19 protein-coding genes are annotated in these 25,408 nt (G+C 72.8%); 6 read left to right on the top strand and 13 right to left on the bottom strand.

Going from position 1 to position 25,408, the window contains the following annotated elements:
• Positions 1 to 118 precede the first annotated feature (118 nt).
• Positions 119 to 1,147: a PLP-dependent cysteine synthase family protein gene (locus ACQP10_RS14580; RefSeq protein WP_179818031.1), complete on the top strand. Its 1,029-nt coding sequence runs from the start codon at positions 119 to 121 to the stop codon at positions 1,145 to 1,147.
• The gene (locus tag ACQP10_RS14575; protein ID WP_179818032.1) at positions 1,147 to 1,884 is read left to right on the top strand and encodes a class I SAM-dependent methyltransferase; all 738 of its coding nucleotides are present in this window, start codon (positions 1,147 to 1,149) and stop codon (positions 1,882 to 1,884) included. The genes ACQP10_RS14580 and ACQP10_RS14575 overlap by 1 nt, the downstream gene beginning before the upstream one ends.
• A gap of 158 nt (positions 1,885 to 2,042) precedes the next feature.
• On the opposite strand, the gene ACQP10_RS14570 is transcribed toward ACQP10_RS14575, so the two are convergent.
• The 4 genes from ACQP10_RS14570 to ACQP10_RS14555 all read right to left on the bottom strand — a co-directional run bounded on the left by ACQP10_RS14570 (position 2,043) and on the right by ACQP10_RS14555 (position 6,876).
• Positions 2,043 to 3,485 (bottom strand): FAD-binding oxidoreductase, encoded by a 1,443-nt coding sequence (locus tag ACQP10_RS14570; protein WP_399500456.1) that lies wholly within the window; start codon positions 3,483 to 3,485, stop codon positions 2,043 to 2,045.
• Between the two features lie 20 nt (positions 3,486 to 3,505).
• On the bottom strand, positions 3,506 to 5,083 hold the full coding sequence (locus ACQP10_RS14565) for a class I SAM-dependent methyltransferase (protein WP_179818033.1): 1,578 nt from the start codon (positions 5,081 to 5,083) through the stop codon (positions 3,506 to 3,508).
• A 243-nt stretch (positions 5,084 to 5,326) separates the two neighbouring features.
• Positions 5,327 to 6,472 carry an RNA polymerase sigma factor gene (locus tag ACQP10_RS14560; protein ID WP_179818034.1) on the bottom strand — a complete coding sequence of 382 codons (1,146 nt, stop codon included), beginning with the start codon at positions 6,470 to 6,472 and terminating at the stop codon, positions 5,327 to 5,329.
• Positions 6,469 to 6,876, bottom strand: a complete 408-nt coding sequence (locus ACQP10_RS14555; RefSeq protein WP_179822619.1) for a YciI family protein — start codon at positions 6,874 to 6,876, stop codon at positions 6,469 to 6,471. The genes ACQP10_RS14560 and ACQP10_RS14555 overlap by 4 nt, the downstream gene beginning before the upstream one ends.
• Positions 6,877 to 7,357: 481 nt before the next feature.
• Between ACQP10_RS14555 and ACQP10_RS14550 the strand changes: the two genes are divergently transcribed.
• Complete coding sequence (locus tag ACQP10_RS14550) at positions 7,358 to 8,809, top strand: extracellular solute-binding protein (protein WP_433541529.1); 1,452 nt, start codon at positions 7,358 to 7,360, stop codon at positions 8,807 to 8,809.
• Between the two features lie 298 nt (positions 8,810 to 9,107).
• Here the strand turns inward: ACQP10_RS14550 and ACQP10_RS14545 are convergent, their stop codons facing one another.
• The gene (locus ACQP10_RS14545) at positions 9,108 to 10,424 is read right to left on the bottom strand and encodes a nucleotide disphospho-sugar-binding domain-containing protein (RefSeq protein ID WP_433541528.1); all 1,317 of its coding nucleotides are present in this window, start codon (positions 10,422 to 10,424) and stop codon (positions 9,108 to 9,110) included.
• A 127-nt stretch (positions 10,425 to 10,551) separates the two neighbouring features.
• Positions 10,552 to 11,856 (bottom strand): lipopolysaccharide biosynthesis protein RfbH, encoded by a 1,305-nt coding sequence (rfbH, locus tag ACQP10_RS14540; protein WP_179818037.1) that lies wholly within the window; start codon positions 11,854 to 11,856, stop codon positions 10,552 to 10,554.
• Between the two features lie 380 nt (positions 11,857 to 12,236).
• Between rfbH and ACQP10_RS14535 the strand changes: the two genes are divergently transcribed.
• Both ACQP10_RS14535 and ACQP10_RS14530 read left to right on the top strand, forming a co-directional pair.
• Positions 12,237 to 13,583, top strand: a complete 1,347-nt coding sequence (locus ACQP10_RS14535; protein WP_346019976.1) for a nucleotide sugar dehydrogenase — start codon at positions 12,237 to 12,239, stop codon at positions 13,581 to 13,583.
• Positions 13,580 to 14,587, top strand: coding sequence for an NAD-dependent epimerase/dehydratase family protein (locus tag ACQP10_RS14530; protein WP_179818039.1), 1,008 nt, complete (start codon positions 13,580 to 13,582; stop codon positions 14,585 to 14,587). Before ACQP10_RS14535 ends, ACQP10_RS14530 begins: the two co-directional genes overlap by 4 nt.
• Positions 14,588 to 14,808: 221 nt before the next feature.
• Here the strand turns inward: ACQP10_RS14530 and ACQP10_RS14525 are convergent, their stop codons facing one another.
• The 7 genes from ACQP10_RS14525 to ACQP10_RS14495 form a co-directional block, all read right to left on the bottom strand.
• The gene (locus tag ACQP10_RS14525; protein WP_179818040.1) at positions 14,809 to 16,056 is read right to left on the bottom strand and encodes a cytochrome P450 family protein; all 1,248 of its coding nucleotides are present in this window, start codon (positions 16,054 to 16,056) and stop codon (positions 14,809 to 14,811) included.
• 432 nt (positions 16,057 to 16,488) lie between these two features.
• Entirely contained in the window at positions 16,489 to 18,171 is a 1,683-nt protein-coding gene (locus ACQP10_RS14520) for an MFS transporter (RefSeq protein WP_433541527.1), read from the bottom strand.
• 219 nt (positions 18,172 to 18,390) lie between these two features.
• Positions 18,391 to 19,629, bottom strand: a complete 1,239-nt coding sequence (locus tag ACQP10_RS14515) for an acyltransferase family protein (protein WP_433541526.1) — start codon at positions 19,627 to 19,629, stop codon at positions 18,391 to 18,393.
• A 224-nt stretch (positions 19,630 to 19,853) separates the two neighbouring features.
• On the bottom strand, positions 19,854 to 21,074 hold the full coding sequence (locus tag ACQP10_RS14510) for a class I SAM-dependent methyltransferase (RefSeq protein ID WP_179818043.1): 1,221 nt from the start codon (positions 21,072 to 21,074) through the stop codon (positions 19,854 to 19,856).
• A gap of 161 nt (positions 21,075 to 21,235) precedes the next feature.
• Entirely contained in the window at positions 21,236 to 22,366 is a 1,131-nt protein-coding gene (locus tag ACQP10_RS14505) for a DegT/DnrJ/EryC1/StrS family aminotransferase (RefSeq protein WP_389995085.1), read from the bottom strand.
• On the bottom strand, positions 22,363 to 23,145 hold the full coding sequence (locus ACQP10_RS14500; RefSeq protein WP_312872907.1) for a class I SAM-dependent DNA methyltransferase: 783 nt from the start codon (positions 23,143 to 23,145) through the stop codon (positions 22,363 to 22,365). The genes ACQP10_RS14505 and ACQP10_RS14500 overlap by 4 nt, the downstream gene beginning before the upstream one ends.
• 112 nt (positions 23,146 to 23,257) lie before the next feature.
• Complete coding sequence (locus ACQP10_RS14495; RefSeq protein WP_179818045.1) at positions 23,258 to 23,716, bottom strand: SRPBCC family protein; 459 nt, start codon at positions 23,714 to 23,716, stop codon at positions 23,258 to 23,260.
• A gap of 403 nt (positions 23,717 to 24,119) precedes the next feature.
• Here ACQP10_RS14495 and ACQP10_RS14490 point away from each other — a divergent pair, with 403 nt between their 5' ends.
• Positions 24,120 to 25,364, top strand: a complete 1,245-nt coding sequence (locus ACQP10_RS14490) for an acyl-CoA dehydrogenase family protein (protein WP_433541525.1) — start codon at positions 24,120 to 24,122, stop codon at positions 25,362 to 25,364.
• Positions 25,365 to 25,408: the final 44 nt, after the last annotated feature.

Raw genomic sequence — 25,408 nt, 5'->3', positions numbered from 1 at the left:
CCAGCCATGGACGCGTCATGGACCTGTCACGGACGCGGGCCGGGCCGCCGGGTTCCGCCCCGCCCGTCGCCCGCGCCCATGACCGGCCGGCCATCCTTCCGACGCGCAAGGAGAAACCATGACCGTCAGCTTGCAGCCACCCGTGGCGACGGGCCAGGCAGTGGTGTCGTCCCTGGAGGAACTGGTGGGCGACACCCCGCTGCTGCGGCTCGCCCTTCCCGACTGCCCACCGGACGTCCGGCTGCTGGCGAAGCTGGAGATGCTCAACCCCCTGTCGAGCGTCAAGGACCGGGCCGCGCTGCGGATGATCCTGGAGGCCGAGCGCTCCGGCGCCCTTCCCCCCAGCGGGGGGACGGTGATCGAGGCGTCGTCCGGCAACACCGGGATCTCACTGGCCGCGCTCTGCGCCTCGCGCGGCCACCGGTGCGTCATCGTCCTGCCGGACAACGCCACCGAGGAGCGGCGCGCCATCCTGCGGGCGTTCGGCGCGGAGATCGTGCTGTCCCCGTACCAGGAGGGCCTGCTCGCCGCGATCGAGCGGGGTGTGCAGCTCCACCGGTCCATCCCCGGCTCGTTCCTGGTCGGCCAGGAGAGGAACCCGGCGAACGTGGCGGCCCACTACGAGACGACCGGGCCGGAGATCTGGAACGCCTGCGGCGGCTCGGTGGACGTGTTCGTCTGCGCGGTGGGGACCGGCGGCACGCTGACCGGCGTCGCCCGCTACCTCAAGGAGCGGGGCGACGTCCACGTCGTCGCCGTCGAGCCGGCGGGCTCGCCGGTCCTGTCCGGCGGCGAGCGGGGCCCGCACCGCATCCCCGGCATCGGCGGCGGGTTCATCAACCCGGTCACCGACGTCACCTGCATCGACGAGGTGGTCACCGTGACCGACGGGGACGCGATCGGCACGGCCCGCGACCTCGCCCGCCACTCCGGCCTGTTCGCGGGGATCTCCTCGGGCGCCGCCGTCCACGCCGCCCGGGTCCTGGCGGGCCGGGAGCGGTGGGCCGGCGCCACGATCGTCACGATCCTGCCCGACAGCGGCGAGCGGTACCTGTCCATCTGGGACGCCCCCGTGGACCCCGCGCCGCAGGCCACCGCGTCTCCGCAGACCACTCCCGTCCCCCTCAAAGGAAAGTGTGGAGCCTGATGACCATCACGTCCGAGACCTCGAAGACGCACTGGAACGACGTCGCGATCGACTACGACAAGGTGCTGAACACCGACGCCTCCAACGTGGCGCTGCTGGCCACCGCGGTCGAGCTGCTGCCCCCCGGCGCCACGGACCTGCTGGACGTGGGGTCGGGCACGGGCCGGCTGACCTCGCTGTGCCGTGAGGCGCTGCCCGGGGCCCGGATCGTCGGCCTCGACCCCGCCCCGACGATGGTGGCGGCCGCGCTGGAGAAGTTCGCCGCCGACCCGGACGTGACGTTCACCGACGGCGTGGTGCAGGACCTCTCCCAGTTCCCCGACAACAGCTTCGACGTCGTGATCAGCAGCTTCGCCCTGCACCACCTGGAGCTGGACACCTACGCGGCCTCCGCCGCCGAGATCTTCCGCGTCCTGCGTCCCGGCGGGCGCTTCATCAACGCCGACCAGTTCTGCCGGGTCATGGGAGAGCCCGGCGACCGGGAGCGCGCGCTCGACATCCTGGACCTGCTGACCGCCAAGGCGCGGCACTACCTCCTCAACGCCTGCTTCGAGCGGATGCTGCTGCAGGTGGACCTGCTCCCCCGCTTCATGCGCGAGGACGGGGAGATCCTCACCACGCCGGAGTTCTGGCGGGACCACCTGGTCGAGGCCGGCTTCGAGCAGGTCACGATCGTCCCCACCCCGCCGGTGGAGCTGTACAACCGGGTCATCTGGGCGGTCAAGCCCGCCGCCTGACCCCCTTCACCACTCGCCCAGGGCGGACCGGGACACCCCGGTCCGCCCTTCGCGTGCCCGGCCCGGAACGGCCGGGCCGGGAAGCCGGAAGGCCGCCCCGCCCGGATCGGATGACCCGGGCGGGGCGGCCTGTGCTTTCTCCTCCGGCGCGGCGGCGCTCAGCCCAGCTTCGTGGCTCCGGGCATGATGTCGTCGCGGAAGCGGCCCGCCGGGTCCACCCGGTGGCGGATGAGGTCGGCGGCGGCGATCCGGCCGTCGGTGAGGTGCCGCTGCGGCTGCGCGTGCGACTCCACGAACGTCGGCGTCGTCCACCCGGTGTCCCAGGGGGCGAGCGCCTCCCGGACGGTCGCGATGTGCCGGGTGATGGCCTCGGCGGTGCCGGTGAGGCCCGGCACCCCGCCTCCCGAGTAGGCGTAGGGGGCGTCGAGGTGGTCGAGCGCGCCGCCCTGGGGGTGCGGCTTCGCGTACGCGCCGCCGAGCTGGCGCAGGCCGGCGGAGATCAGCGGTGATCCGGAGCCCTCGCCGACCACCCGCAGCAGCGCGTCGATCCCCTCGTCGCCCAGGTCGCCCAGCAGCATGTGGTCGCCGATGACGGCGACCGGGTCGGAGGGGTCCATGTGCGTGTCGAGCAGGTCCACCGGCTCGGTGAGCTGCCAGGTGTCGAGCACCGGCTCGGCGACGGCGCGCAGCGGGCCGAGCAGCTCCTCGGCGTACCGCCGCGCGGCGGCCACGTCGTCGCCGGTCTCGGCGAGCACCGCGCCGTCCACGCACAGGATGGGACCCGCCGACAGCATGGGCGGCACGTCGGGGATCTTCGGCAGGTTCAGCACCCGTACGGAGGTCGTCGCCTCGGGAGGCGCGTCCAGGGTCCAGCGGCGCCAGGTCCGCAGCAGCTCGGGGGCGTGGGCCGCGGGCCAGCAGGTCGTCCCCGTGACCACCTGGACCGCGGGGAACAGCTTCACCTCGATCGCGGTGACGACGCCGAAGCCGCCGCCCCCGCCGCGCAGGGCCCAGAACAGGTCCGGGTCGGACCCCAGGCTCACCCGGCGCAGCTCGCCGTCGGCGGTGACCAGCTCGACGGCACGGACGCTGTTGGCGGCCAGGCCGACCTTGCGGCCGTAGAAGCTCAGGCCGCCACCCAGCAGGTAGCCGACGACGCCGACGGTCGGGGACGAGCCGTGCGCGACGGCCAGGCCGTACGGCGCCGCGGCCTTGGCGACGACGCCCCAGCGCGTCCCGGCGGGGATGCGGGCGACCCGGCGGATCGGGTCCACCTCCACCCCGCCGTCCATCTCGGTGCGGATCAGCAGGGCGTCGCGCATGGGCCGGGCGGCGGGGGCGGAGTGGCCGGTGGTGTGCACCCGCAGCGACAGCCCCTCGGCGTCGGCGAGGCGGATGGCCGCGCGGACGTCCTCGACGGTCCGCGCGACGACCGCCGCCGCCGGGCGGGGCGGGGCGGCCAGGTTGAACACGGCGGTCGCGGCGTCGTAGCCGGGCTCGCCGGGACGGGCGACGGCGGTGGCGTGGCCGCCGGTCTCAGCGGCGGTGAGGTCGGCGGCTGTGGTGACGTCGGCGGGGCCGGTGGTGACGTCGGCGCTCACGTGCGGCTCTCCTTCCCGGCTCAGGCGGCGCGCTCGGCCGTGATGAAGACGAACGTCCCGCTGCCCGACTCCTCGCGGATGACCATCCCCGCCTCGGCCAGCCAGGTCCGCAGCTGCTCGGCCTCGAACAGCAGCATGCCCGCGGGGCGGCCGGGGAAGGAGTGGGCGGCCTGGAAGTGCCGGTAGACGGGGTCGGTGTCCCACACGAACGTCATCAGCGTGAAGGTGCCGCCGGGGCGCAGGCAGCGGCCCACCTCGGCGATGGCCGTACCGGCGTCGTCGGGGAACGCCTGCAGGGCGTTCCAGCAGACCACCGCGCCCAGGCTCGCGTCCCCGAACGGCAGCTCCAGCGCGCTGGCCCGTACGGCCGGCACCTCGGGCAGCTTGCCGCGCAGCGTGTTCAGCATCGGCAGGCCCATGTCGAGGGCGACCAGCCGCTCGGCGCCGACCGCCTGGGCGATGACGCCGGTCCAGCGGCCCGCGCCGGCGGCCAGGTCCAGCACCGGGCCGTCGACCGGCCGCACATGCGCGGCGATGTAGGCGTCCTCGGCGGCGGGCGTCACGGCCGCGTCCCAGTTGGACCCGGCGACCCGCAGGAACTCCGGCCGCATGAGGGCCTCGTAGTAGAGGCCCATGGTGGGCATCTCGGCGAGCTTGCGCAGCAGGTTGGCCGACGCCTCGTCGCCGGTGCCGGCGGCGGCGTCGCTGATGCCCTCGGTCAGGTCGAGGATGCCGCGGGTGACGGGGTAGGTCACCGCGCAGCGTTCGCAGCGGACACTGCCGGCGCCGAAGTCCAGGCCGTCGTGGCAGGCGGGGCAGCGGAACGCGGCGGCGTGCGGGCGGAGCAGCTCCGGCCCGGCCTCGGCGGCGGGCGGCACGGTGGCACCGGTGTCGGCGGGGTGCGGCACGCGGGGGATCGCCGCGGGCACGCCGTCGCGCACCGTCCAGTACGCCTTGGCGCCCATGTAGGCCCAGACGTTGCGGGTGTCGTTGCGCCAGTTCACCGTGATCTGCTCGGGGCTCAGGGAGGCGATCCACGCCCTGTCGAAGGCCCGCTCCTCGTCGGTGAGCCGCCACACCGACGGCGCCGGCCACACCCGGCCCAGGTCGGGGTCGGCCGGGTCCAGCTCGCGCAGGCACCGGTCCAGCCGCGACAGGTCGTCCACCGGCAGCTCCAGCCGGGAGACCTGGGCGAGGATCCGGTCGCGGTCCTCGGGGAAGTGCGCGAGGAGGTAGATCAGTCCCTGGGCCAGCGGCTCGTCGGGCTCGCAGCGGTCCAGCAGGTCCAGGTAGCGGTCCATGCCCTGCCGTACGGCGGCGCGCACCGGGCTGTCCGGGACGTACGCCTCGGCCTCGGCGAGCAGCCCGAGCAGGACTGCCAGCAGGCCGGCCCGGTCCTCGCCGGCCCGGTCCAGGCCGTCCACGATCTCGGAGGCGGCGGGCAGCGCGAGGCCGGTCAGCGTGCCACCGTCCCACACCGCCTCGACCAGCCGCCGGTACGCCTCCCGCACCCCGGCGTCCGGCGCGGCGGCGAACTCCTCCACCAGGGCACCGGCGGTCGCACGGGTGCCGGTCGCGTACGTGCTGTCAACGCTCATTGCGGTCCTTTCGCGAAGTCCATCCCGCGGGTCCGGCGCGGGACGCCGCCGCGGGCGCGGAGGTCCGCACCGCGGGTCCGGCGTGGAACGCCGCCGCGGGCGCGGTGGCGGACGACGCCCTTCAGCATCACACCGGGTCCGCGGACCGGGCATCTCCCGGCGTGCGGCGCCGCGTTCCGGCCGCGTGAGCCGAGCGACCGTGCCGCGCCGCTCAGCCGCGTAGCCGCTCAGTCGCGCAGTCGCTCAGTCGCGCAGCCGTGCGTTGAGCCGGGCGGCCTGTCGCGTGAGGTGGTCGCGTTCGGGGAGGCTGGGCGCCGTTCGGGCGGCTTCGGCGTAGAGCCGTGCCGCGGTCGCCAGGTCGCCGTCCCGCTCGTGCAGGTACGCCGTGACGGCGGTGTGGCGGGGCAGGGCGGGGTCGAGCCCCGCCAGGGCGGCCAGTCCGGCCCGCGGACCGTCGGCCTCGCCGACCGCGACGGCCCGGTTGAGGCGGGCCACCGGGCTGCCGGTGAGGCGCACCAGCTCGTCGTACCACTCGACGATCTGCACCCAGTCGGTCTCCTCCGCCGTCGGGGCGTCGGCGTGGAGCGCGGCGACGGCGGCCTGGGCCTGGAACTCGCCCAGGCGGTCGCGGCCGAGGGCCGCCTGGAGCACCTCGACGCCCTCGGCGATCAGCCGGGTGTCCCACAGGCCGCGGTCCTGCTCGGCGAGAGGCACGAGCCTGCCGTCGGGGCCGGTCCGCGCCGGACGCCGCGCGTGGTGGAGCAGCATGAGCGCGAGCAGGCCCGCGACCTCCTCATGGTCGATCCTGGCCGCCAGCCGGCGGGTGAGCCGGATCGCCTCGGCGGCGAGGTCGACGTCGCCGGAGTAGCCCTCGTTGAAGACGAGGTAGAGCACGCGCAGCACCGTGGCGACGTCACCGGGCCGGTCGAGCCGGACGCCGGATACGGTCCGCTTGGCCCTGCTGATCCGCTGGGCCATGGTCGCCTCCGGCACGAGGTACGCCTGCGCGATCTGGCGCGTGGTCAGGCCGCCGACCGCGCGCAGCGTGAGCGCGACGGCCGAGGCCGGTGTCAGGGACGGGTGCGCGCACAGGAAGTACAGCTGGAGCGTGTCGTCCACCGCCCCGGCCGGGCCGGGCGCGGGCTCGTCCTCGACGCGCGCCTCGCGGTGCCGCCGGGAGACGTCGGCGCGGGCGGCGTCGAGGAACTTGCGCCAGGCCACGGTGACCAGCCAGCCCTTGGGGTCCCGCGGCGGGTCCTCCGGCCACACGCGCACGGCCTCGACCAGGGCGTCCTGCACGGCGTCCTCGGCCGCCGCGAAGTCCGCTCCGCGGCGGACGAGGACACCGATCACCGCGGGCACCAGCTCCCGCAGCAGCGACTCGTTCACTCGGTCACCGTGGGCGGCTCGACCATGAAGGGGCGCACCTCGAGCCACTCGTGGATCGGCTTCCCGCCCGCGCCCGGAGCCGCGGACAGCTCGCCGGCCAGCTCCAGCGCCCGCTCGTAGGTCTCGACGTCGATCACCATCCAGCCGGCGATCAGGTCCTTGGTCTCCGCGAACGGGCCGTCGGTGACCGGCGGCCGCCCCTCGCCGTCGTAACGGACGAACGTGCCCTCCGGGGAGAGCGCCTTGCCGTCGACGAACTCGCCGGTGCCCTCGAGCCGCGTGGCGAAGTCCTGCATGTACTGCAGGTGGGCCGAGACCTCCTCCGGCGTCCACTGGTCCATCGGCACGTCGTTGACCGCCGCCGGAGCGCCCCGGTAGTGCTTGAGAAGCAGGTACTTGGCCATCGTGTTCTCCTCGGTACGGTACGGCCCCATTGTGGCCGTGCTCACCCCGGGGACGGAGCCGCGCGCGGGTTCTCGACATCCCGCCGGCACTTTTCTCCGACGGATTTCAGCGCGCCGGATTCCGGGACCCGCCTCCGGCCGTCACCACCCCGGGGCGTCCACCCCGCCGGACGGGAGCCCGCCCGCCCGCGGACGGCTCGACGCGGAGCTCCCTTCCTGTGGTTCTCCGGCCTCATCCCGGGCCGGCGCGTGCCTCGCGGCCGTCCCGGAGACGGCGGCGCCTTCTCCGCAACCACGGAGATGCGGGCGTTCCCGGGGCGACAAATCATGGACGCTGGGCGGGCCCTTTCCCCGGTCCGTTTCCGCGACCTTCCTGTGCGCATCCCCGTTCGCCGGTGCGCGGACCGGCCACCGGCCGGTCGCGAGCCGACCGCGCCCACGGCCACGCGCCGTGAAAGCCCCGAAAGCAGAAAGAGGTCACATGAAACGCAGGATTCCCATCGAGGTGTGGGTGCCGGACCTGACCTTTCCCGGCTGGATGGACCGCTGGTACAAGCAGGGCGAGGACTTCGAGCGGGCCCACCCCGAGTACGAGGTGCGGGTGCACGGCAAGGACTTCTGGCGCTTCCCCCGCCAGGTCGCGGAGGCGGCGGCCGAGGGCCGCACCCCGGCGATCTCGGAGTACTACTTCTACATGACCCAGGTGGCCCGCGACTCCCTGGCGCAGGACGGCAGCCCGCTGTTCACCTCGGTGCAGAAGGCCATCGGCGGCCGTACGGAGATCCTCGGCGAGCCCGTCGTGATCGACGACATCATCCCGCCGATCCGCGACTACTACACCTACCAGGGCGACCTCGACTCCATGCCGACGGTGGCCACCACGAGCCTGCTGTACGCCAACAAGGGTCTGCTGCGCCGGGCCGGGGTGACGAAGCTGCCGGAGACCTGGGAGGAGGTCGAGGAGGTCTGCCGGGCGGTCGCCGCGACGGCGGGCGGCCCCTCGCACGCCATCACCTGGTCCAACCACGGCACGTTCATCCAGCAGGCGGTGGCGTCGCAGGGCGGCCTGCTCGTCGACAACCACAACGGCCGCGCCGGCCGGGCCACGACCTCCACCATGGCCTCGCCGGAGATGGTGGCCTGGGCGACGTGGTGGAAGAAGCTGCACCGCGACGGCCACTACCTCTACACCGGCAAGATCCCCGACTGGGCCGGGACGCTGCGGGCCTTCGCCGAGCAGGACGTGGCGATCCGGATCTCCTCCTCCAACGACGTGAACTACATGCACCGGGCCGCGGAGGACAACGACTTCGAGATGGAGGTCGGGATCTTCCCCTACAACGACCGGGTGCCCTACGTCGGCAACGCGATCGCCGGCACGTCCCTGTGGCTGGCCAACGGCCTGGACGAGGCGACCCAGGAGGGGGCGCTGGCGTTCCTGCAGTACCTGCACAACCCGGAGTACGCCGCCGAGCGGCACCGGGCCAACAGCTTCCTGCCGCTGACCTACTCCTCGGCCGCGCTGCTGGAGGAGGAGGGCTGGTTCGACAGGCACCCCCGCCACCGGGTGGCCTACGACCACGTCATGCGGTTCCCGGCCGGCGCCGTACGGCAGCGGCCGGAGCTGGCCGGGCGGGTGCCCGCGTCGGAGGGCGCCATCTTCGGCGACTTCGCCGGCAACCAGGACGTCATGACCCGCGCCATGGGCGACATCCTGGCCCTCGACGCCGACCCGCAGGAGCGCTTCGCCTTCGCCGACGTCGAGGCGCAGCGCCTGCTGGACGTCTACAACGAGTACGCGCTGACCTCCGGGTTCCGCGACCCGGAGAACAGCCCCACCCACAGCCTCAGCGTGGAGGCGTTCAGCGAGGCCGCGGCCGGCCGCGACTACTCGGCGGCCGACATGGAGGCGGTCGTGCGGCTCAACGGCTGACGCTCCGCCGGCCGGCGTCCCGTCGGCCGGGGGACATGGAGGACCTGAGGGGTCCCGGGCGCGGAAGGCGCCCGGGACCCCTCGCGTGTGCCCGGCTTCCCGCGTGGCCTCGCGTACGGCGACCCCCGCGTACGGCCGGGCACCCGCGCGCCCGCACCACCGTGGCCGCACGACTCACGGCGTCCGGAGGCGCGCGGGACCCCGCGCACGACTCACGGCGTCCGGGGCGGCGCGCGGGACCCCGCGCACGGCGAAGGGCCGGGGCGGACCGTGCCCGCCCCGGCCCTCACGCGGGTCGTCAGCGCCGCCGGTGCTCGGCGGTGAGCTTCTCCAGGTCAGCGACGATCTCGCCCGGTCCGGGCTTGGCCAGCCACTCGGCGTGGACGGCGTCGGCGCCGGCGCGGTAGGCCGGGTCCTCCAGCACCGCGACGACCTGCTCCCTGACCTCCTCGACGGTCTGCGTCTGGTGGTTCAGCCGCAGGCCCGCCCGGCGGGCCTCGACGTAGCGGGCCGCCACCTTGGAGAGGATGTGCCGCTCGGCCATCTTGCTGTTCTCACCGTCGGCGACGACGACCCGCTGCGGCTCGTCGGTGTCGGTGATGATCTGCGGCAGGCCGGCGGCCACCGAGGCCCAGAACGTGCCGCTGGAGCCGTGGTTGATGCTCGCCGAGCAGGTGGGCAGGAGCTGGACGAGCGGGACGTAGTCGACGGTGCGCACGTTGGCGGGGATGGCGCCGACGCCTTCGAGCTGGTCGGCGTTGAGGGTGGCGACCACCTCGACGTCCAGGTCCGCGACCGCCTCCAGGATCTTCGGGGTGCGCCACTCCCCCTTGTGGTACGCGCGGGTCGACAGGCCGACCGACAGCGCCAGGCGGGGCCGCTCGGGCCTGCCGTACAGCCACGCCGGCTTGACGCCGCCGCCGTTGTAGGGGCTCCAGCGGACCGGCAGCGAGGCGATGCCGGTGGACAGCCGCATCTCCGCGGGCATGGGGTCGACGGTCCACTGGCCGACCAGCAGTTCCTCGTCCACCTCGATGCCGTAGTGCGCGGCGAGCGGGCGCACCGCCTCGGCCAGCGGGTTCGCCGCCTGCCCGGCGCCGATACGGCCGGCGTGCGCGGCGAACCTCTCGACGGCCCAGCCGCTGTAGTCGGGGCCCATCAGCACCCGCGCGTGCGCGGCGCCGCTGGCGCGGGCCGCCACGGCCCCGGCGGGGAACCAGGGGTCCCACAGGACGAGGTCGGGCTTCCAGGAGCGGGCGAACTCGACCAGCGCCTCGTTCTGCTTGCTGGGCCGCGAGGGCAGGTGGAAGCGGACGGCCATCATGTAGTACTGGAAGAAGACGTCCCAGTTGTCGCGCTCGGCGTCGGGGATCTCCAGGAGCGTGGCCAGGCGCTCCATCTCGTCGGCCCTGGGGTGGATGTCGTCCCGGAGCCAGCCGTCGGTCTCGGGCTCGCCGCAGACGACCGCGGTCAGGCCGGCGGCGACGATGTCGTCGGCGGCGCCCGGGGGGCAGGCGACGCAGACCTCGTGCCCGGCGAGCTGCAGCGCCTGGGCGTAGGGGATGGCGGGGTAGAGGTGGCACGTCTGCGGCCAGACGCTGAGCATTACGCGCATTGGCTGTCTCCCTTGGAACATCGCTTACCTGGTGGCCTGGGGCGTCCGGACCCCGTGGGGGCGGTGGAGGCCGCCGGGCCCGGCGCGGCCGGTCATCGGCGCGGGCCGCCGGGCCCGGTCCGGCCGGTCATCCGCGCGCCCGCACGAACTCCTTGATGGAGGAGACGACGTAGTCGATCATCTCGTCGGTGAGGCCGGGGTAGACGCCGATGTGGAACGTCTGGGTGGTGATGACGTCGGTGTTGGTGAGCTCCCCGACGATCCGGTACTCCCGGTCGGTGTAGGCCGGGTGCCGGATGATGTTGCCCGCGAACAGCCGGCGGGTGCCGATCCGGCGGTCCTCCAGGAAGTCCACCAGCTCCTTGGCGCCGAACGGCGCCTGCGGGTCCACGGTGAGGACGAAGCCGTACCAGCTCGGGTCGCTGCGCGGGGTCGCCTCGGGGAGCACCAGGTGCGGGACGCCGTCGAGTCCCTCGCGCAGCCGGCGCCAGTTGCGTCGCCGCGCGGCGCAGAACTCGTCGATCTTGTCGAGCTGGCTCAGGCCGAGCGCGGCCTGCAGCTCGGTGATCTTCAGGTTGTAGCCGACGTGCGAGTAGATGTACTTGTGGTCGTAGCCCTCCGGCAGCGTGCCCATCTGGTAGCTGAAGCGCTTGAGGCAGGTGTTGCTCTCGCCGGGCTCGCACCAGCAGTCGCGCCCCCAGTCGCGCAGCGACTCCACGATGCGGGCGAAGGCCAGGTTGGAGGTGACGACGCAGCCGCCCTCCCCCATCGTCATGTGGTGCGCCGGGTAGAAGCTGATGGAGGCCATGTCACCGAAGGTGCCGGTCGGCTCGCCGTCGTACTTCGACCCCAGGGCGTCGCAGTTGTCCTCGATCAGGAAGAGGTCGTGTTCCGCGGCGAGCTGCGCCATCTCCGCCACCGGGAAGGGGTTGCCGACGGTGTGCGCGATCATGATCGCCCGCGTCTTCGGCCCGATCGCCCGCTCCACGGCCTCCACCGTGGGGTTGTACGTGCCGAGCTCCACGTCCACGAAGACCGGGACCAGGCCGTTCTGCAGGATCGGGTTCACCGTGGTGGGGAAGGCCGCCGCGACCGTGATCACCTCGTCGCCCGGCCGCAGGCGCATGTCCCCCAGCTTCTGGGAGGTCAGGGCGGAGACGATGAGGAGGTTGGCCGAGGAGCCGGAGTTGGTCAGCAGGGCCTTGCGCCGCTTGATCTTCCGGGCGAAGACCGACTCGAACTTCCGTGCCCGGCTCCCGGCCGCCACGCGCAGGTCCAGGGCCGCCTCGACCAGCGCCACCCGGTCCTCGACGTCGTGCACCGCGCCGGTCGGCCAGATCTCGGTGACCCCGGGCACGAACTCCCCGCTGGTCTGGACGTCCTGGTGATACTTGCGGACCTCGTCCAGGATCAGAGCCTTGTGATCGTTCATGTACGGTCCTTGTCTCGATCGGCGGGTGCCGGGGCCTTCCGGCGTGGCGGCCGCGGCGCGGGAGAACGGCGCCGCCGGCGCCCCGGCCGCCGTGACCGGCGCCTCGCGGAGCCGCGGGTGCCGGGCGCGGAGGGGCGCCTTTCCGGCCGCACCGCCCCAGCATTCGCCACGGCGGCCGGGCCGCGCATCTTGTGGATTGCCGGGTTTCCGGGCGGCCCGCACCCCCTCCCATCTCGCAATCCAGGAGATGCGGTGCGGGACGGCCAAGAATGACGATGCGCTAGAAGACGCATGCCAGGGCGATCGACGGACGGAAACGAAAATGGACGCGCCCTGACCACGGAAATCAATTCTCATTATTTCTTCCGATAGGAGCGTCGATGCGTTTCCTACCCGACCGGCAAGACCCGAAAGTCGCGATCGTGGGGCTCGGCTATGTCGGCTCGTGCATCGCGGCGCTCCTGGCCGACCGCGGCTGGGACGTCACGGGCGTGGACATCAACGCCGACCTGGTCGACGAACTGGCCGGCGGCCACTGCCGCTACCAGGAGAAGGGCCTGGCCGAGCTGATCGCGGGCGCCGTGGCCGGCGGGCGGCTGACGGCCACCACCGACTACTCCGCCGTCCGCGCGGCGGACGTCGTGCTCATCGCGGTCAGCACCCCGGTCCATCCCGACGGCTCGCTGTTCGACGACCACCTGCGCGCGGCCTGCGCCCGGCTGGGCTCCCACCTGCGGGAGGGGCAGCTGGTGGTGGTCAAGAGCACCGTCCCGCCGGGCACCACCAGGGAACTGGTGCGGCCGCTGCTGGAGCGGAGCGGGCTGCGCGCCGGCGAGCACTTCGGGCTCGCCTTCTCCCCCGAGCGCTTCGCCGAGGGCACCGCGCTGCGCGAGCTGCGCGCGCTCCCCATCACCGTGGGCGGGGTGAACGAGGATAGCACGCTGGCCGCGTCGGCGTTCTGGCGGGGCGGCCTGGGCGTGGACGTCATCCCGGTCGCCTCCCCGGAGACCGCCGAGATCGTGAAGCTCGCGGACAACTGGTGGATCGACCTGAACATCGCGCTCGCCAACGAGCTCGCCAAGTTCTGCGCGCCGTTCGACGTGGACGTGCTGGACGTGATCGCGGCGGCCAACACGGTCCCCAAGGGCACGGGCAACGTCAACATCCTGCTGCCCAGCATCGGGGTCGGCGGCTCCTGCCTGGTGAAGGACCCGTGGATGGTCTGGCACACCGCCCGCACGCGCGGGGTGGAGATCCGTACCGCGCCGCTCGGCCGCGAGGTCAACGCCGCGATGCCGGAGTACACGACGCAGCTCGTCGTGGACGAGCTGCTGCGGCTCGGCAAGGACCCCGCGGACTGCACGGTCGCCATCCTGGGGCTGGCGTTCAAGAACGACACCGGCGACCTGCGGGCTACGCCGGTGGAGGGCGTCGTCACGGCCCTGCGCAAGGCCGGCGTCCAGGTCCGCGCCTTCGACCCGCTGGTCGACCCGGTCCAGGCCGAGGAGCAGCTGGAGCTGCGGCCGGCCGGGACCCTGGAGGAGGCGGTGCGCGACGCCGACTGCGTCGCGGTCCTGGCCATGCACCGGGCGTTCCGCGACATCGACTTCGCCGCGCTGCCCGTGGCGCCCTCGTGCCTGCTCCTGGACGGCCGCGCCTACTACCCCAAGGAGAAGATCGCCGAGCTGCGGCGGCTGGGATACGTCTACCGCGGGATCGGGCGGTGAGCCCGGTACGCGCCGTCGTCACCGGCGGCTCGGGGTTCGTGGGAAGCCACCTGGTGGAGCGCCTCATCGGCCGGGGCGACGAGGTGACGGTCTTCGACAGCGGGCCGCTCCCGGACGACCAGCGGCTCGCCCGCGAGCACGCCCGGCAGGTCCGGGGAGACGTCCGCGACCCCGATGGCCTCGCCGAGGCGATCACCAGGGGCGTGGACGTGGTCTACCACCTCGCGGCCGTGGTCGGGGTGGACCAGTACCTCGCCCGCCCGCTCGACGTCATCGACATCAACTTCCAGGGCACCAGGAACGTCCTGGAGCGGGCCGCCGCCGTCGGGGCCCGGGTCGTGGTGGCGAGCACCAGCGAGGTGTTCGGCAAGAACCCCGACGTGCCGTGGTCGGAGGAGGCCGACCGGGTGCTCGGCCCGACCTCCGCCGACCGCTGGACCTACTCCTCGGCCAAGGCGCTGGCCGAGCACCTGACCCTCGCGTTCGGCCGCCAGCACGGGCTGGAGGCGACGATCGTGCGGTACTTCAACGCCTACGGACCCCGGCAGCGGCCGGCGTTCGTGGTGAGCCGGAACATCCACCGCGCGCTCAACGGGCGCCCGGTCGTGGTCTACGACCGGGGCAAGCAGACCCGCTGCTTCACGTTCGTCGGGGACGCCGTCGAAGGGACCCTGCTGGCCGCCTCCCACCCGGCCGCGGCCGGGGAGACGTTCAACCTGGGGAGCATGGAGGAGACCACCGTCGGCGACGCGGCCGGGCTGGTCGCCGCGCTCACCGGCGCCGGCACGACGAGCGTCGCGGTGGACACCCGGGCGGAGCTGGGGTCCGGCTACGAGGACGTGCCCCGGCGCATCCCTGACAGCGGCAAGGCGCGCCGGGTCCTGGGCTGGGAGGCCGGGACGCCCCTGCGCGAGGGCCTGGCCAGGACCATCGCCTGGGCCCGCGCCAACCCCTGGTGGCTGGCCCTGCCCGACAGCGGGGCCACCGGCGGGGACGGCCGGTAGGGGCGGACGGGACCACCCGTCCGCGTCCTCCGGCGGACGGGACCGCCGTCCGCGTCCTCCGGCGGACGGCACATGGGAGATCCGGCCGGCGCGGCACGCGCCGGCCGGATCTTCGCGTGCCCGGGGACCTCCGCGGCCCGGAAGAGGCCGGCACGGGTCCGGCCGGGCCCCCGGACAGGGGACCCGGCCGGTGGCCGCACGGGGTCTTCGTCAGAAGGCGCTCAGCGGGCGCCCGCCTCGGCGGGCACCTGGGCGGTCAGCCGCACCGGCAGGGCGCGGTGGCCGTTCATGATGAACGTCGGCAGCGGCTGCAGGTCCCGGCGGTCCGCGGCCAGGCTCAGCCCGGGGAACCGCTCGAACAGCGAGGACAGGCCGATGGTCGCGACGGCGCGGGCGATGCCGGCGCCGAGGCAGAAGTGCGGGCCGTGGCCGAACGACAGGTGCTCCTTGTCCTGCCGGGTGATGTCGAAGCGGCCGGCCTCGTCGCCGTGCAGGGCGGGGTCGCGCCCCACCGCGCTGTAGTTGACGAGGATCGGCTGGCCCTTGGGGATGGTGACGCCGTCGAGCTCGATGTCGGTGACCGCGTAGCGCAGCGGCAGGTGCGCCAGCGGCGACTCCACCCGCAGGGTCTCGTCGATCACGTCGTCCCAGCTCGCCCGGCCCGACCTGACCAGCTCCAGCTGGTCGGGGTGGGTGAGCAGGGCGGTGATGGCGTTGTCGAAGAAGTTGATCGTGGTCTCGGAGCCCGCGCCGAGGATCGCGAAGATCGTGTCGGTCAGCTCGACCTCCGACAGGCGGGAGCCGTCCTCGTCGCGGGCGGCGACCAGGTCGCTGGTGATGTCCTCACCCGGGTTGCGGCGCTTCTCGGCGATGAGCTCCTCCATCGCGCCGCGCCAGCCCATCAGGATGGCCTGGGCCTGCTCGGGGGTGACGGTGGTGTCCACCATCATGTCGATGACCTTCGCGGTCTCGACCCGGGCCTCCTCGGACATGCCGATCAGGTCGGCCACCAGGCGGGCCGGCAGCGGGTAGGCGAAGCGCTGGCGCAGGTCCACGACCTCACCGGGCGGGACGGCGGCCAGGGCGTCGATGAGCTCGCCGGTCAGCTCGGCGATGCGCGGCTTGATCGCCTCGGTACGGCGCGGCGTGAACGCCTTGCCGACCAGCCTGCGCAGCCGGACGTGGTCCTTGCCGTAGGCCGTCACCATGTTGTCCATGGCGATCCAGCTGATCATCTCCCAGTCGGGCGGGATCTCACCGTTGATGAACGCGGGCCAGTGGTTGCGGGCGCTCTTGGTGACGTTGGGGTCGGTCAGCAGCTTCCTGATGACGTCGTGGCGGTTGACCGACCACGCGATGACGCCTCCGGGGAGCTCAACGGGTACGGCGGGGCCGAGCGCGCGCAGGCGGTCCGTCTCCCCGTGGAGGTCTCGGCCGGTGGTGTCGAGGACAGGGCAGCGTCTTTCCACGGATGTCTCCCGGGTTTCGTGGTGGAGCTGGTCGTGGTGTCGGAACACCATGAGAAGATATGCGGGAAATACGACGCCGCCGGCGGATGGGAATTCCGCCCCGGCATGGCGCCACATTCCAAGGCTATTTCCATCCGGGCCGCCCGGAAAGTGTCCGGGAATGCGATGCGGTAAGTCAGCAATTCCGAATACGAAATGACCGGGAGCCCCGTGGGCCGGGTCCCGCGGAGCCCCCGTGGACCCCGTAACCCGGTGCGGCCGCTCCGGGGGACCGCACGAAAAAGCCGCCACGCCGGGGGTGCGGCGTGGCGGCTTCCGGCCGCGGTGGCTCCACGGCCCTCACGCGCCGGTGGCGGCCACGGGACGCGTGGCCGCCGGGCGGTTCCGGCCTTCGGCCGGAGGCGTTCCCCCCGACGCGGCCGGAGGTGTTCCTCAGGCTCGGCCGGGGACGGTTCCGGCGTCAGCCGGAGGCGTTCGCGGTCTCGGCGGCGGCGCCCGCGGGCGCGGAGTGCTCGCCGGCCCGCCCGTCCTGGGCGGTCGCGGCGGCCTCCCCGCCTGCTCCGGCCCGCCCTCGGCGCCCGCGGCGGCCTCGGCCTGGCCGGTGGGCGGAACGTGCCCGAGCGCGATCGCCGCCACGACGGCCAGCGCCAGGGCCAGCGCGGCGCTGGCACCGGTGGCGGAGTTCATCGCGGTGGTGAACGCCTCTCGGGCGGCGGTGAGCAGCTCGGCCCCGAGGGTGCCGCCCACCTGCTCGGCCGCGCCGACGGCGCCGGCGATGCCCTCCCGGGCTGCGGCGGCCGCCGCGGCCGGGACCTGGTCGGGAACGGTGATCTGGCTGCCGTACACGGCGGCGCCGACGCTGCCCAGCACGGCGACGCCGAACGCGATCCCGAACTCGCCGCCGGTCTCGGAGATCGCCGAGGCCGCGCCGGTCTTCTCCGGCGGGACGGACGTGAAGATCAGTCCGGTGCCGAGCGCCCCCATGGGGCCGGCGCCGACGGCGCCGACGATGAGGCCGGTCAGGACGAAGGCCATCCCGGTGGAGCCGTCCACCTGGCTCAGCATCAGGTAGCCCACCGCGGTGACGGTCAGGCCGGCGGCGATGACGTGGCCGGGGCGGAACCGCCGCGCGATGACCGGGGCCAGCATGACGCTGGCGATGGTCGCGCCCGTCGACGGCACCAGCCAGAGCCCCGCCTCCAGCGGCGACATGCCCTTCACGGTCTGGAGGAACATGCTGACGAGGAAGAAGCTGCCGCTGGCGGCCCCGCCCAGCACCATGACCACCAGGGCGGCCCGGAACGTGCGGTGCGCGAACAGGCGCAGGTCCAGGAGCGGCGTCTCCAGGGTCCGCTGCCTGCGCACGAAGAAGACGCCGACGATGATCCCCACCGCGATGGACAGGAGGTACTGCGGCTCCCAGCCGTGCTTGGCGAGCTCCTTGAGGCCGTAGACGAACGGCAGGATGGTGGCCAGGGACAGCGCCACGCTGGCCAGGTCGATACGCCCGCCCGCGGGGTCGCGGTACTCGGGGAGCAGCAGCGGCCCGGCGATGAGCAGCAGCGCCATGACGGGGATGGCCAGCAGGAACACCGAGCCCCACCAGAACCGCTGCAGCATCAGCCCGCCGACCAGCGGCCCTAGCGCCATGCCGCCCATGAAGCAGCTCATCCAGACGGCGATGGCGGTGCCCATCTGCCGGGGGTCGGGGAACATGTTGCCGAGCAGCGCCATGGTGGAGGGCATCAGCGTGGCCCCGGCGACGCCGAGCAGCGCGCGGGAGACGATCAGCATCTCGGCGCTGGAGGAGTAGGCGGCCGCCACCGAGGCGACGGTGAAGCAGGCCGCGCCGATCAGCAGCAGCTTCCGCCTGCCGACCAGGTCGCCCAGGCCGCCCATGGTGACCAGGAACCCGGCGATGAGGAAGCCGTAGATGTCGGTGATCCACAGCTGCTGGGTGGCGGTGGCGTCCAGCTCTGCGCTCAGATGCGGCAGGGCCAGGTACAGGACGCTCATGTCAAGCGACAGCAGCAGGGTGGGCAGGGCCAGCACGGCCAGTCCGGCCCACTGGCGCGGGCCGGCGCGCACGGCTCCGGCCTCGGGGGTGGTGTCCATCGGAGATCCCTCCTTCGGCATTGCCCCCGGCCGGCGGATCCGACGGCGCGGCCGGAGGGTCGTTGTCAGGTCGGCGTTCCGGTGCGCACGCCCCCGCGGTGCTCCCGCGGCGACATGCGCACCGGCCAGTCTCCCGGCGGCGCCCCCCTCCGCGCTTCCGCCAGACTGCGCTCTTTTCCGATCTCCGCCGTGGCAGCCCCCGCCGTACGGCGAACCCGGCTAGTCGATCGAGCCCGCGGAGCTCGCGGTGCCGGCCGGCACCGGCGCCGGCGCGGGCGAAGCCTCCTGGACCTCACCGCGGGGGGCGCGGGTCCTGCGGGAGCCGCTCCACCAGCGCATCGCGGGCCTCTCCACCAGCGTGTGCAGCGCCCACCCGGCGACGATGTTGGCGACGATCATCCCGAGGATGAGCGCGGTGCCGCCCACGACGCCGTAGCCGGCCTGCCCGAAGAGCTTGGGGAGCAGGTAGAACAGGATGAAGGACTGGGTCAGGTAGAAGGCGAAGGAGATGTTGCCCAGCCAGACCATCGGCCTGCTGCCGAACACGGTGCGGGTGCCGCCGATGTTCGTCACGGCCAGGGAGCCGATCGCCACGGCGAACGGAACCGCCGAGACGAGCGTCTGGTTGAACGGGGCGGGGGCCACCAGCGCGGCGGCGTAGCCGACCATCATGAACAGCACGACGGGCACGACGCCGATCCGCGGCCACCGGCCGCTGATGACGAGGCGGGCGACGATCATGCCGAGCACGAACTCGACCAGGCGGGCCGGCGGGAACATGTAGCTGAACCAGAACTGCGGCAGCGACTGCGGCTCACCGGGGTAGGTCGGGGAGTCCGGGATGAGGTAGACGGTGATGAGGCAGAGCGCGGCCATCGCGGCGACCGTGACGACCGCCCACAGCCACAACCGGTTCTCGGCGATCTTCCTGATCGGGATGATCAGCAGGGGGAACAGCAGGTAGAAGAACATCTCCGGGCCCAGCGACCAGGCCGGCATGTTGGCCCCGCCCCACAGCGCCGGGTCGGGCGAGAAGGAGTTGACCAGGAAGAGGTTCGGCAGGCCCCAGTACGGCGTGTAGGCCCCCGCGAACAGGATCATGGCCAGCGCCCAGGTGACCGCGTGGTTGGGGAAGATCTTCACGACGCGGCGGCGCCAGTACGCCAGGACCCGGTCACCCGGGCGGGTGGACCAGGTGATGATGAACCCGCTCAGGAGGAAGAAGAACGACAGGGAGATCTGCCCGCCCGCGGAGAAGAACCACAGCAGGTTCATCGTGAGCCCCTGGTCGCCGTACGGCATCGGGGGGTTGTGGTTTCCGGAGGTCACCGGAAGCACGGCGTGGCAGAGGAAGACCAGCAGTGCGGCGATGATGCGCATCCCCGTCAGCGCTGGCAGATCGGGGCGGCGCTCGGTTGGAGCGCCGGCCTGGCCGGATGACGTTGCCACGGACACCATGGCTCTTCCTTTCTTCTGGGCCGCCCTGGCCGGCGAGTCTGCGGGGCTGCCCTGGCCGGCGAGGTGGGGAACCGGGGGCGGTCGCGGAACGGGGCGACCGGACGGTCACCATGATTCGCGCTCCCCTTCCGGGGACGCATCTCCGCACGTGCTGACAAACGGGCGCCCCCGCTTCACCGGGCGTCGCCGGACGCCCTCGGCCGTCCCGGCGTCGCCGGGCGGCCTCACACGATGTGGACGTCGGGCACGTAGAGGATCCACCGGCCGCCGCGCTCGGCGAACTCCCGCTCCTTGGCCATGATCTCCTCGGCGTGGTTCCAGGCGAACAGCAGCGCGTAGTCGGGGTGGTCCGCCGAGAACGCCTCCGGCGCCCTGACCGGGATGTGCGTCCCGGCGACCAGGCGACCCTGCTTCGACGGCGTGGAGTCGCACACGAAGGGGATGAGGTCCGGGCCGATGCCGCAGTAGTTCGTCACCGTGGTGATCTTCGCGGGCGCGCCGTAGCCGACGATCCGCTTGCCCTGGGCGTGCAGGTCCCGCACCAGCGCGGTGAGGTCGTCGCGGACGGTCCGCGCCCGGCGGGCGAACTCCTCCAGGGTCGCGTGCTCGCCGAGCCCCTGGGCGGCCTCCTTCTCCAGCAGCTCGCCCACCCGGGGTGAGACCGGCCGCGCCCCCGCCGGAGCCAGGGTGTAGCGCATCGAGCCGCCGTGGATCTCCATGGGCCGGGCGTCGACGAGTTCGAGGCCGAAGCGCTCGGCCGCCGCCTGGATCGCCCGGACGGAGAAGACGAACGAGTGCTCGTCGTAGAGGATGTCGAAGGCGGTCTTCTCGACGACGCTGCCGAGGTAGGGCTCCTCGAAGACGAACACCCCGGTGCGGGCCAGCAGCAGGGCGGCGCCGCGGAGCACCGAGGCCAGGTGCGAGATGTGCGCGATCACGTTGGCCCCGAACATGACGTCCGCGGGGCCGTGCTCGGCGCGGATCCGCTCCGCGGTCCCCTCGTCGAAGAACTCCGGGAGCACCCGGACGCCCTTGGCCCTCGACATCTCGGCCACCTGCCGGGACGGCTCGACGCCCAGGTGGCGCACGCCGGCCCGCGCGATCCTGGCGAGCATGACCCCGTCGTTGCTGCCGATCTCGACGGCGAACGGGTCGGGGCCGGTCAGCTCGGTGTCGAGGAACCCCTGGGCGATCTCCTCGAAGTGCCGCCGGTGAATGGCCGACCCGGAGGCGTGGTAGGGGTATTCATCGTGATACCGGACTTCCTGCGGGATGTCCTCCAGCAGCTGGACCATCGTGCACACGTCGCACATTCCGACGACCAGCCGATAGAAGAACTCGTCCGCCGTCTCCCCCGGCCGAGGGAAGGCGTTTCCACGGGGGTGGCGCCCGAGGTCGATCGACCCCTTGACGGTTCCGCCACAGATTCGACAGGGATTATGCATGACCCGACGTTAACACCGGGCGACACGGGCCCTTTATCGGTGATTGCGCTGGCCAACCCCTCTTTTCCGGGGAATTCCGGTGATTCTTCCGGGGTTTTCCAGAGGGGTCTCCAGGGATTTTCAGGGGTTTTCAGCGGCGCCCGGGAAACGCCACCCGGGTCTCACCAGCCGGACTTGATCGTCTCGGCGATGTGCGACCGCTCCTCCGGCGTCAGCCACCAGCCGACCGGGATGTTGACCACCCGGTCGTGGACCGCGTCCACGCCCGGCAGCGGCGTCCTGGCGTCCGCCACGCAGCCGTGCTCGTCGTTGCGGCGGCAGACCACGCTCACGGTGACGCCCGCGCCGGCCATCTTGCGCATGAAGGACGCGCGGTCGTCGACCTTCACCGGGTACAGCCAGAACGACGACTCAAGCCCCTCGGGCCGCGCGGTGAGCTCCAGGCCCGCCACGCCGGCCAGCTCCGCGTCGTAGAACGCCGCGTTCAGCCGGTGCAGCCGGACCCGCTCGTCCACCGTCTCCAGGTTCGCCAGCCCGATCGCCGCGTTGATCTCGTTCATGTAGAAGTTGTAGCCCCACTCGGCCACGTCGTAGTCGGCGTTCACCCGGTCGGCGTCCCGGTCGATGCCGAAGAAGCGCAGCCGGCGGGCGCGCAGCAGGGACTCCTCGTCGGGCAGGGTCAGCAGGCCGCCGCCTCCGCAGCTCAGGTGCTTGGTGGCGTGGAAGCTGAAGACGCAGAGGTTGCCGTGGCCGCCCAGCGGCCGTCCGGCGCAGGTGGCCCCCCACGCCTGGGCGCAGTCCTCCACGACCACCGGCCGGAAGCCGTGCTCGGCCTCGGCGTCGTCGAGGATGCGGGCGAGCCGGACAAGGTCCACCGGGAAGCCGGCCCAGTGGACCACCATGATCGCGCGGGTCGCCGGCGTGATCTTCTTCGCCAGGTCGTCCAGGTCGATGTTCAGCGTCGCCGGATCGACGTCCACCCAGGTGAGGCGCATGCCGTTGGCGAGGATGCTCCAGTTGGTGGCCTCGAAGGTGAACGGCGTGCTCAGCACCTCCCCCGGCCCGTCGGGGGCGCCCGGGGCGCCGGCGTAGGCGCCCGCCAGCCGCAGGGCGAGGTGCAGGCCGGAGGTGCCGTTGTTCACCGCGGCGACCCTGGGGTTGCCCACCCGGTCGCCCACGGCGCGTTCGAACTCCTCGACGGCCGGTCCGTGGCCGAACCGGCCGCTGTCGACCACCGCGGTGACGCGCTCGGCCGTGCCGGGCGCGACCGCGGTGCGGAACAGAGGGATCATCGCCGTACGCCGACGAACAGCGACCGTCCCGCCAGCAGGTCGCCCGGCTCCACGCGGACGGGCTCGAAGCCGGCGTGCACGAAGGCCGCCGCGTACTCGTCGCGGCCGAACAGGTTCATCACCTGGGCGTGCTCGAAGTGCCGCACCCCGGCGGCGTCGGCCACGAGGTAGTGGGCCTCCACGCGGACGACGTTCCCGGTGCGCACCGAGGTCGCCAGCCGGGTCACCGTACGGCCCGGCTCGCGGACGATGTCGTCGCCGATGTGGCCGTCGGCGAACCCCTCGCGGAAGTACCACGGCTCGGCGATCAGCACGCCGCCGGGCGCCACGTGCCGGCCCATGGCGGCGATCGCGGCGTCCAGCTCCGCCTGGGAGGACATGTAGCCGATCGTGCCGTAGAGGCTGCAGACCGCGTCGAAGGTGCGGCCCAGGTCGAAGTCGCGGATGTCCCCCGAGTGGACGGCCACGCCGGGGAGCTTCCCCTGGGCCCGCTCCCGCATCGAGTCGGAGAGCTCGACCCCTTCGACGTGGTCGAACATGGTCCGCAGCGTGACGAGGTGCTCCCCCGTGCCGCAGGCCACGTCGAGCAGCGACGCGGCGTGCGGCGCGCGCTCGCGGATCAGGCCGGCGATGACGGCGGCCTCGGCGGCGTAGTCCTTGCCGCGCCTCTTGTAGAGGAGGTCGTAGATCTCGCTGACCTCCTCACCGTAGACGTTGGCGCCCCGGTGCCCCGGCGCGCTGTCGCCGGAGGTGTTCCTCGCGATGGTGTCAGTGGTCACTGCTCCTCCAACCGGCCCGGACGGTGAACGCCCTGTGTCGTACGGCGCGGCGGCCGGGGCGGGCGGGTCACTCCGCCCGCCCCGGCCGCGTCACACGGGAACGCGCCCCGCGTTACTTGACGCTCTTGAGGTACTCGTCGAGAGCGGTGAAGAAGTAGCCCCAGCCCTCGGTGGCCCGCGGCACCTCGTCCTCGGGCAGGTTGCCCTCCTGCACGAAGGTCAGCTCGGTGCCGCCGGGAGCGTCGGCGAAGGTGACGGTCACCAGCTCCTCGGTGTCGCCGTCCCGCTGCTGGCGGGCCGCCTCCTTCTCGGCGTCGTCGCTCAGGTCGAGAAGGCTGTAGGTCAGCTTCTCGTTCGGCACGACCTCGCGGTAGACGCCGGCGAAGGGAACCTGGGTCTGCTCGTCGACGACGATCGTGGCGCGCCACTCACCGCCGGGGCGGACGTCCATGGAGATCGTGTCCAGCGGGGCGCCCCACCAGTGGGTGAAGTGCTTGGGCTCGGTCCAGGCGGCGTACACCAGTTCCCGCGGCGCATCGAAGGTTCGAGTGATCTCGATCCTGCTCGTCATGTGTCGTCCTTTCTCGGACCTGAGGGAAGAAATGGCTTCTGCACGGATCGAAGCCGGCCCGCCCGGCTCCGCCGTCCGCCGGCGTGTCGAAAGACCCGGATGGGCCGGCTCGCCGTCGTCCCGCGGCCCGTGACAACGGTCACGGCCGGGGATCATGAAGAGCCTATAGGCCCAGCAAGGTACCGGTGGTGCGATTCTCGCCCCGGACCGGCGCTTTTTCTTATTCAGGAATGCTCTCTTGCGTCTCCCATCCGGAGAATCCGCTTCCGCCACCCGGAAACGCCCCCGGTGGGCGGGCGCGCCCGCCCACCGGACCGCAACCCGAAAGATGCGCCGCCCCGAAGACGGGTGTGACGCTGGCGCATGTCGCATCCGCCCACGAGACCGTGAGGACACGCGAAGAATGGGAGTCGTCACCAGCATTCCCGAGCGCCGCCTTTCCCCTCCCTCCCCGCCCGAGCCCGGCCTGACGCCGGAGGAGATGGTGGCGAGGGCCGAGGCCATCGCGCCGTCCCTGGTCGAGCGCCAGGCCGAGACCGAGCGGCGCACCTTCTACGGCGAGGACGTCCACGAGGAGTTCACCCGGGCCGGGTTCTACCGGATCCTGGTCCCCCGCCGGTACGGCGGCTACGAGTTCGGGATCGACACCTTCATGCGGGTGACGATGGCGCTCACCCGGGGCTGCCCCTCGACCGGGTGGATGTACTGCCTCGGCGCGGCGCACGCGCTCGCGGTGGCCACGCTGTTCGAGGAGCGGGTGCAGGAGGAGGTCTTCGGCGACGGGCACTTCATCTGCCCCGCGACCGTCATGCCCGGCGGCACGGCCGAGCCCGCGGACGACGGCGGCTGGGTGCTCAACGGCACCTGGGGCTACTGCTCCGGCTCGCCGTACGCCACGCACTTCATCGGTCACGCGATGGTCGCCCCCGAAGGCGGCGGCGAGCCCGAGCCGGCGATGTTCATCGCCCCCCGCAGCGAGTGGACCCGCCTGGACGACTGGGGCAGGGCGCTCGGGCTGAAGGGCAGCGGTTCGCACAGCATCCGGATCGAGAACGGGCGCATCCCCGCCCACTTCCTCATGCGGACCCACATGAGCCAGGTCAGCGTCACCGAGGGCACGCCCGGCCGCGCGCTGCACGGCAACCCCGAGTACGGCGGCGGCCAGCTCAGCTTCATGGTCATGGAGGACGCCGCCCTGGCCGTCGGCATCGCCCGGGGCGCGCTCGACGCCTACGAGGACCTGATGCGCAGCCGGACCACCCCCTTCCCGCCGATCGTGCCGCGCTCCGAGGACCCCGACTACCAGCTCCGGTACGGCAAGGCCGCCGGCATGATCGCCACGGCCGAGGCCGCGACGCTGGACGCGGTCCGGCAGTGGCGCGAGACCTGCGCCCGGGGCCCGGCCGCCGTCACCCGGGAGCAGGAGCTGCGGATCGCCGGGATCTGCAGCGAGGTGGTGGACCTGTGCTGGCGCGCGGTCGAGCGGCACCTGTACCCGACCGCGGGCTCCAGCGCGGTGCGGAACGGCGAACGCATGGAGCGCATCTGGCGTGACATGTCGATGTTCGTCACCCATGCCGGAGTTTCGACCTTCCTCGCCACCATCGCCCCGCGCGATCTGGCGCGGGTCCGGTTCGGCGTCGAGTGACCCGGCGGAGGCCCGGCCTCCGGCGTTGAGACCGTCCCCGCCGG

Source organism: Streptosporangium sandarakinum, assembly GCF_050942225.1.
Taxonomy (GTDB): Bacteria; Actinomycetota; Actinomycetes; order Streptosporangiales; family Streptosporangiaceae; genus Streptosporangium; species Streptosporangium nondiastaticum.
The sequence above is the reverse complement of the archived record's forward strand: the minus strand, read 5'-3'. Positions and strand labels throughout refer to the sequence as shown.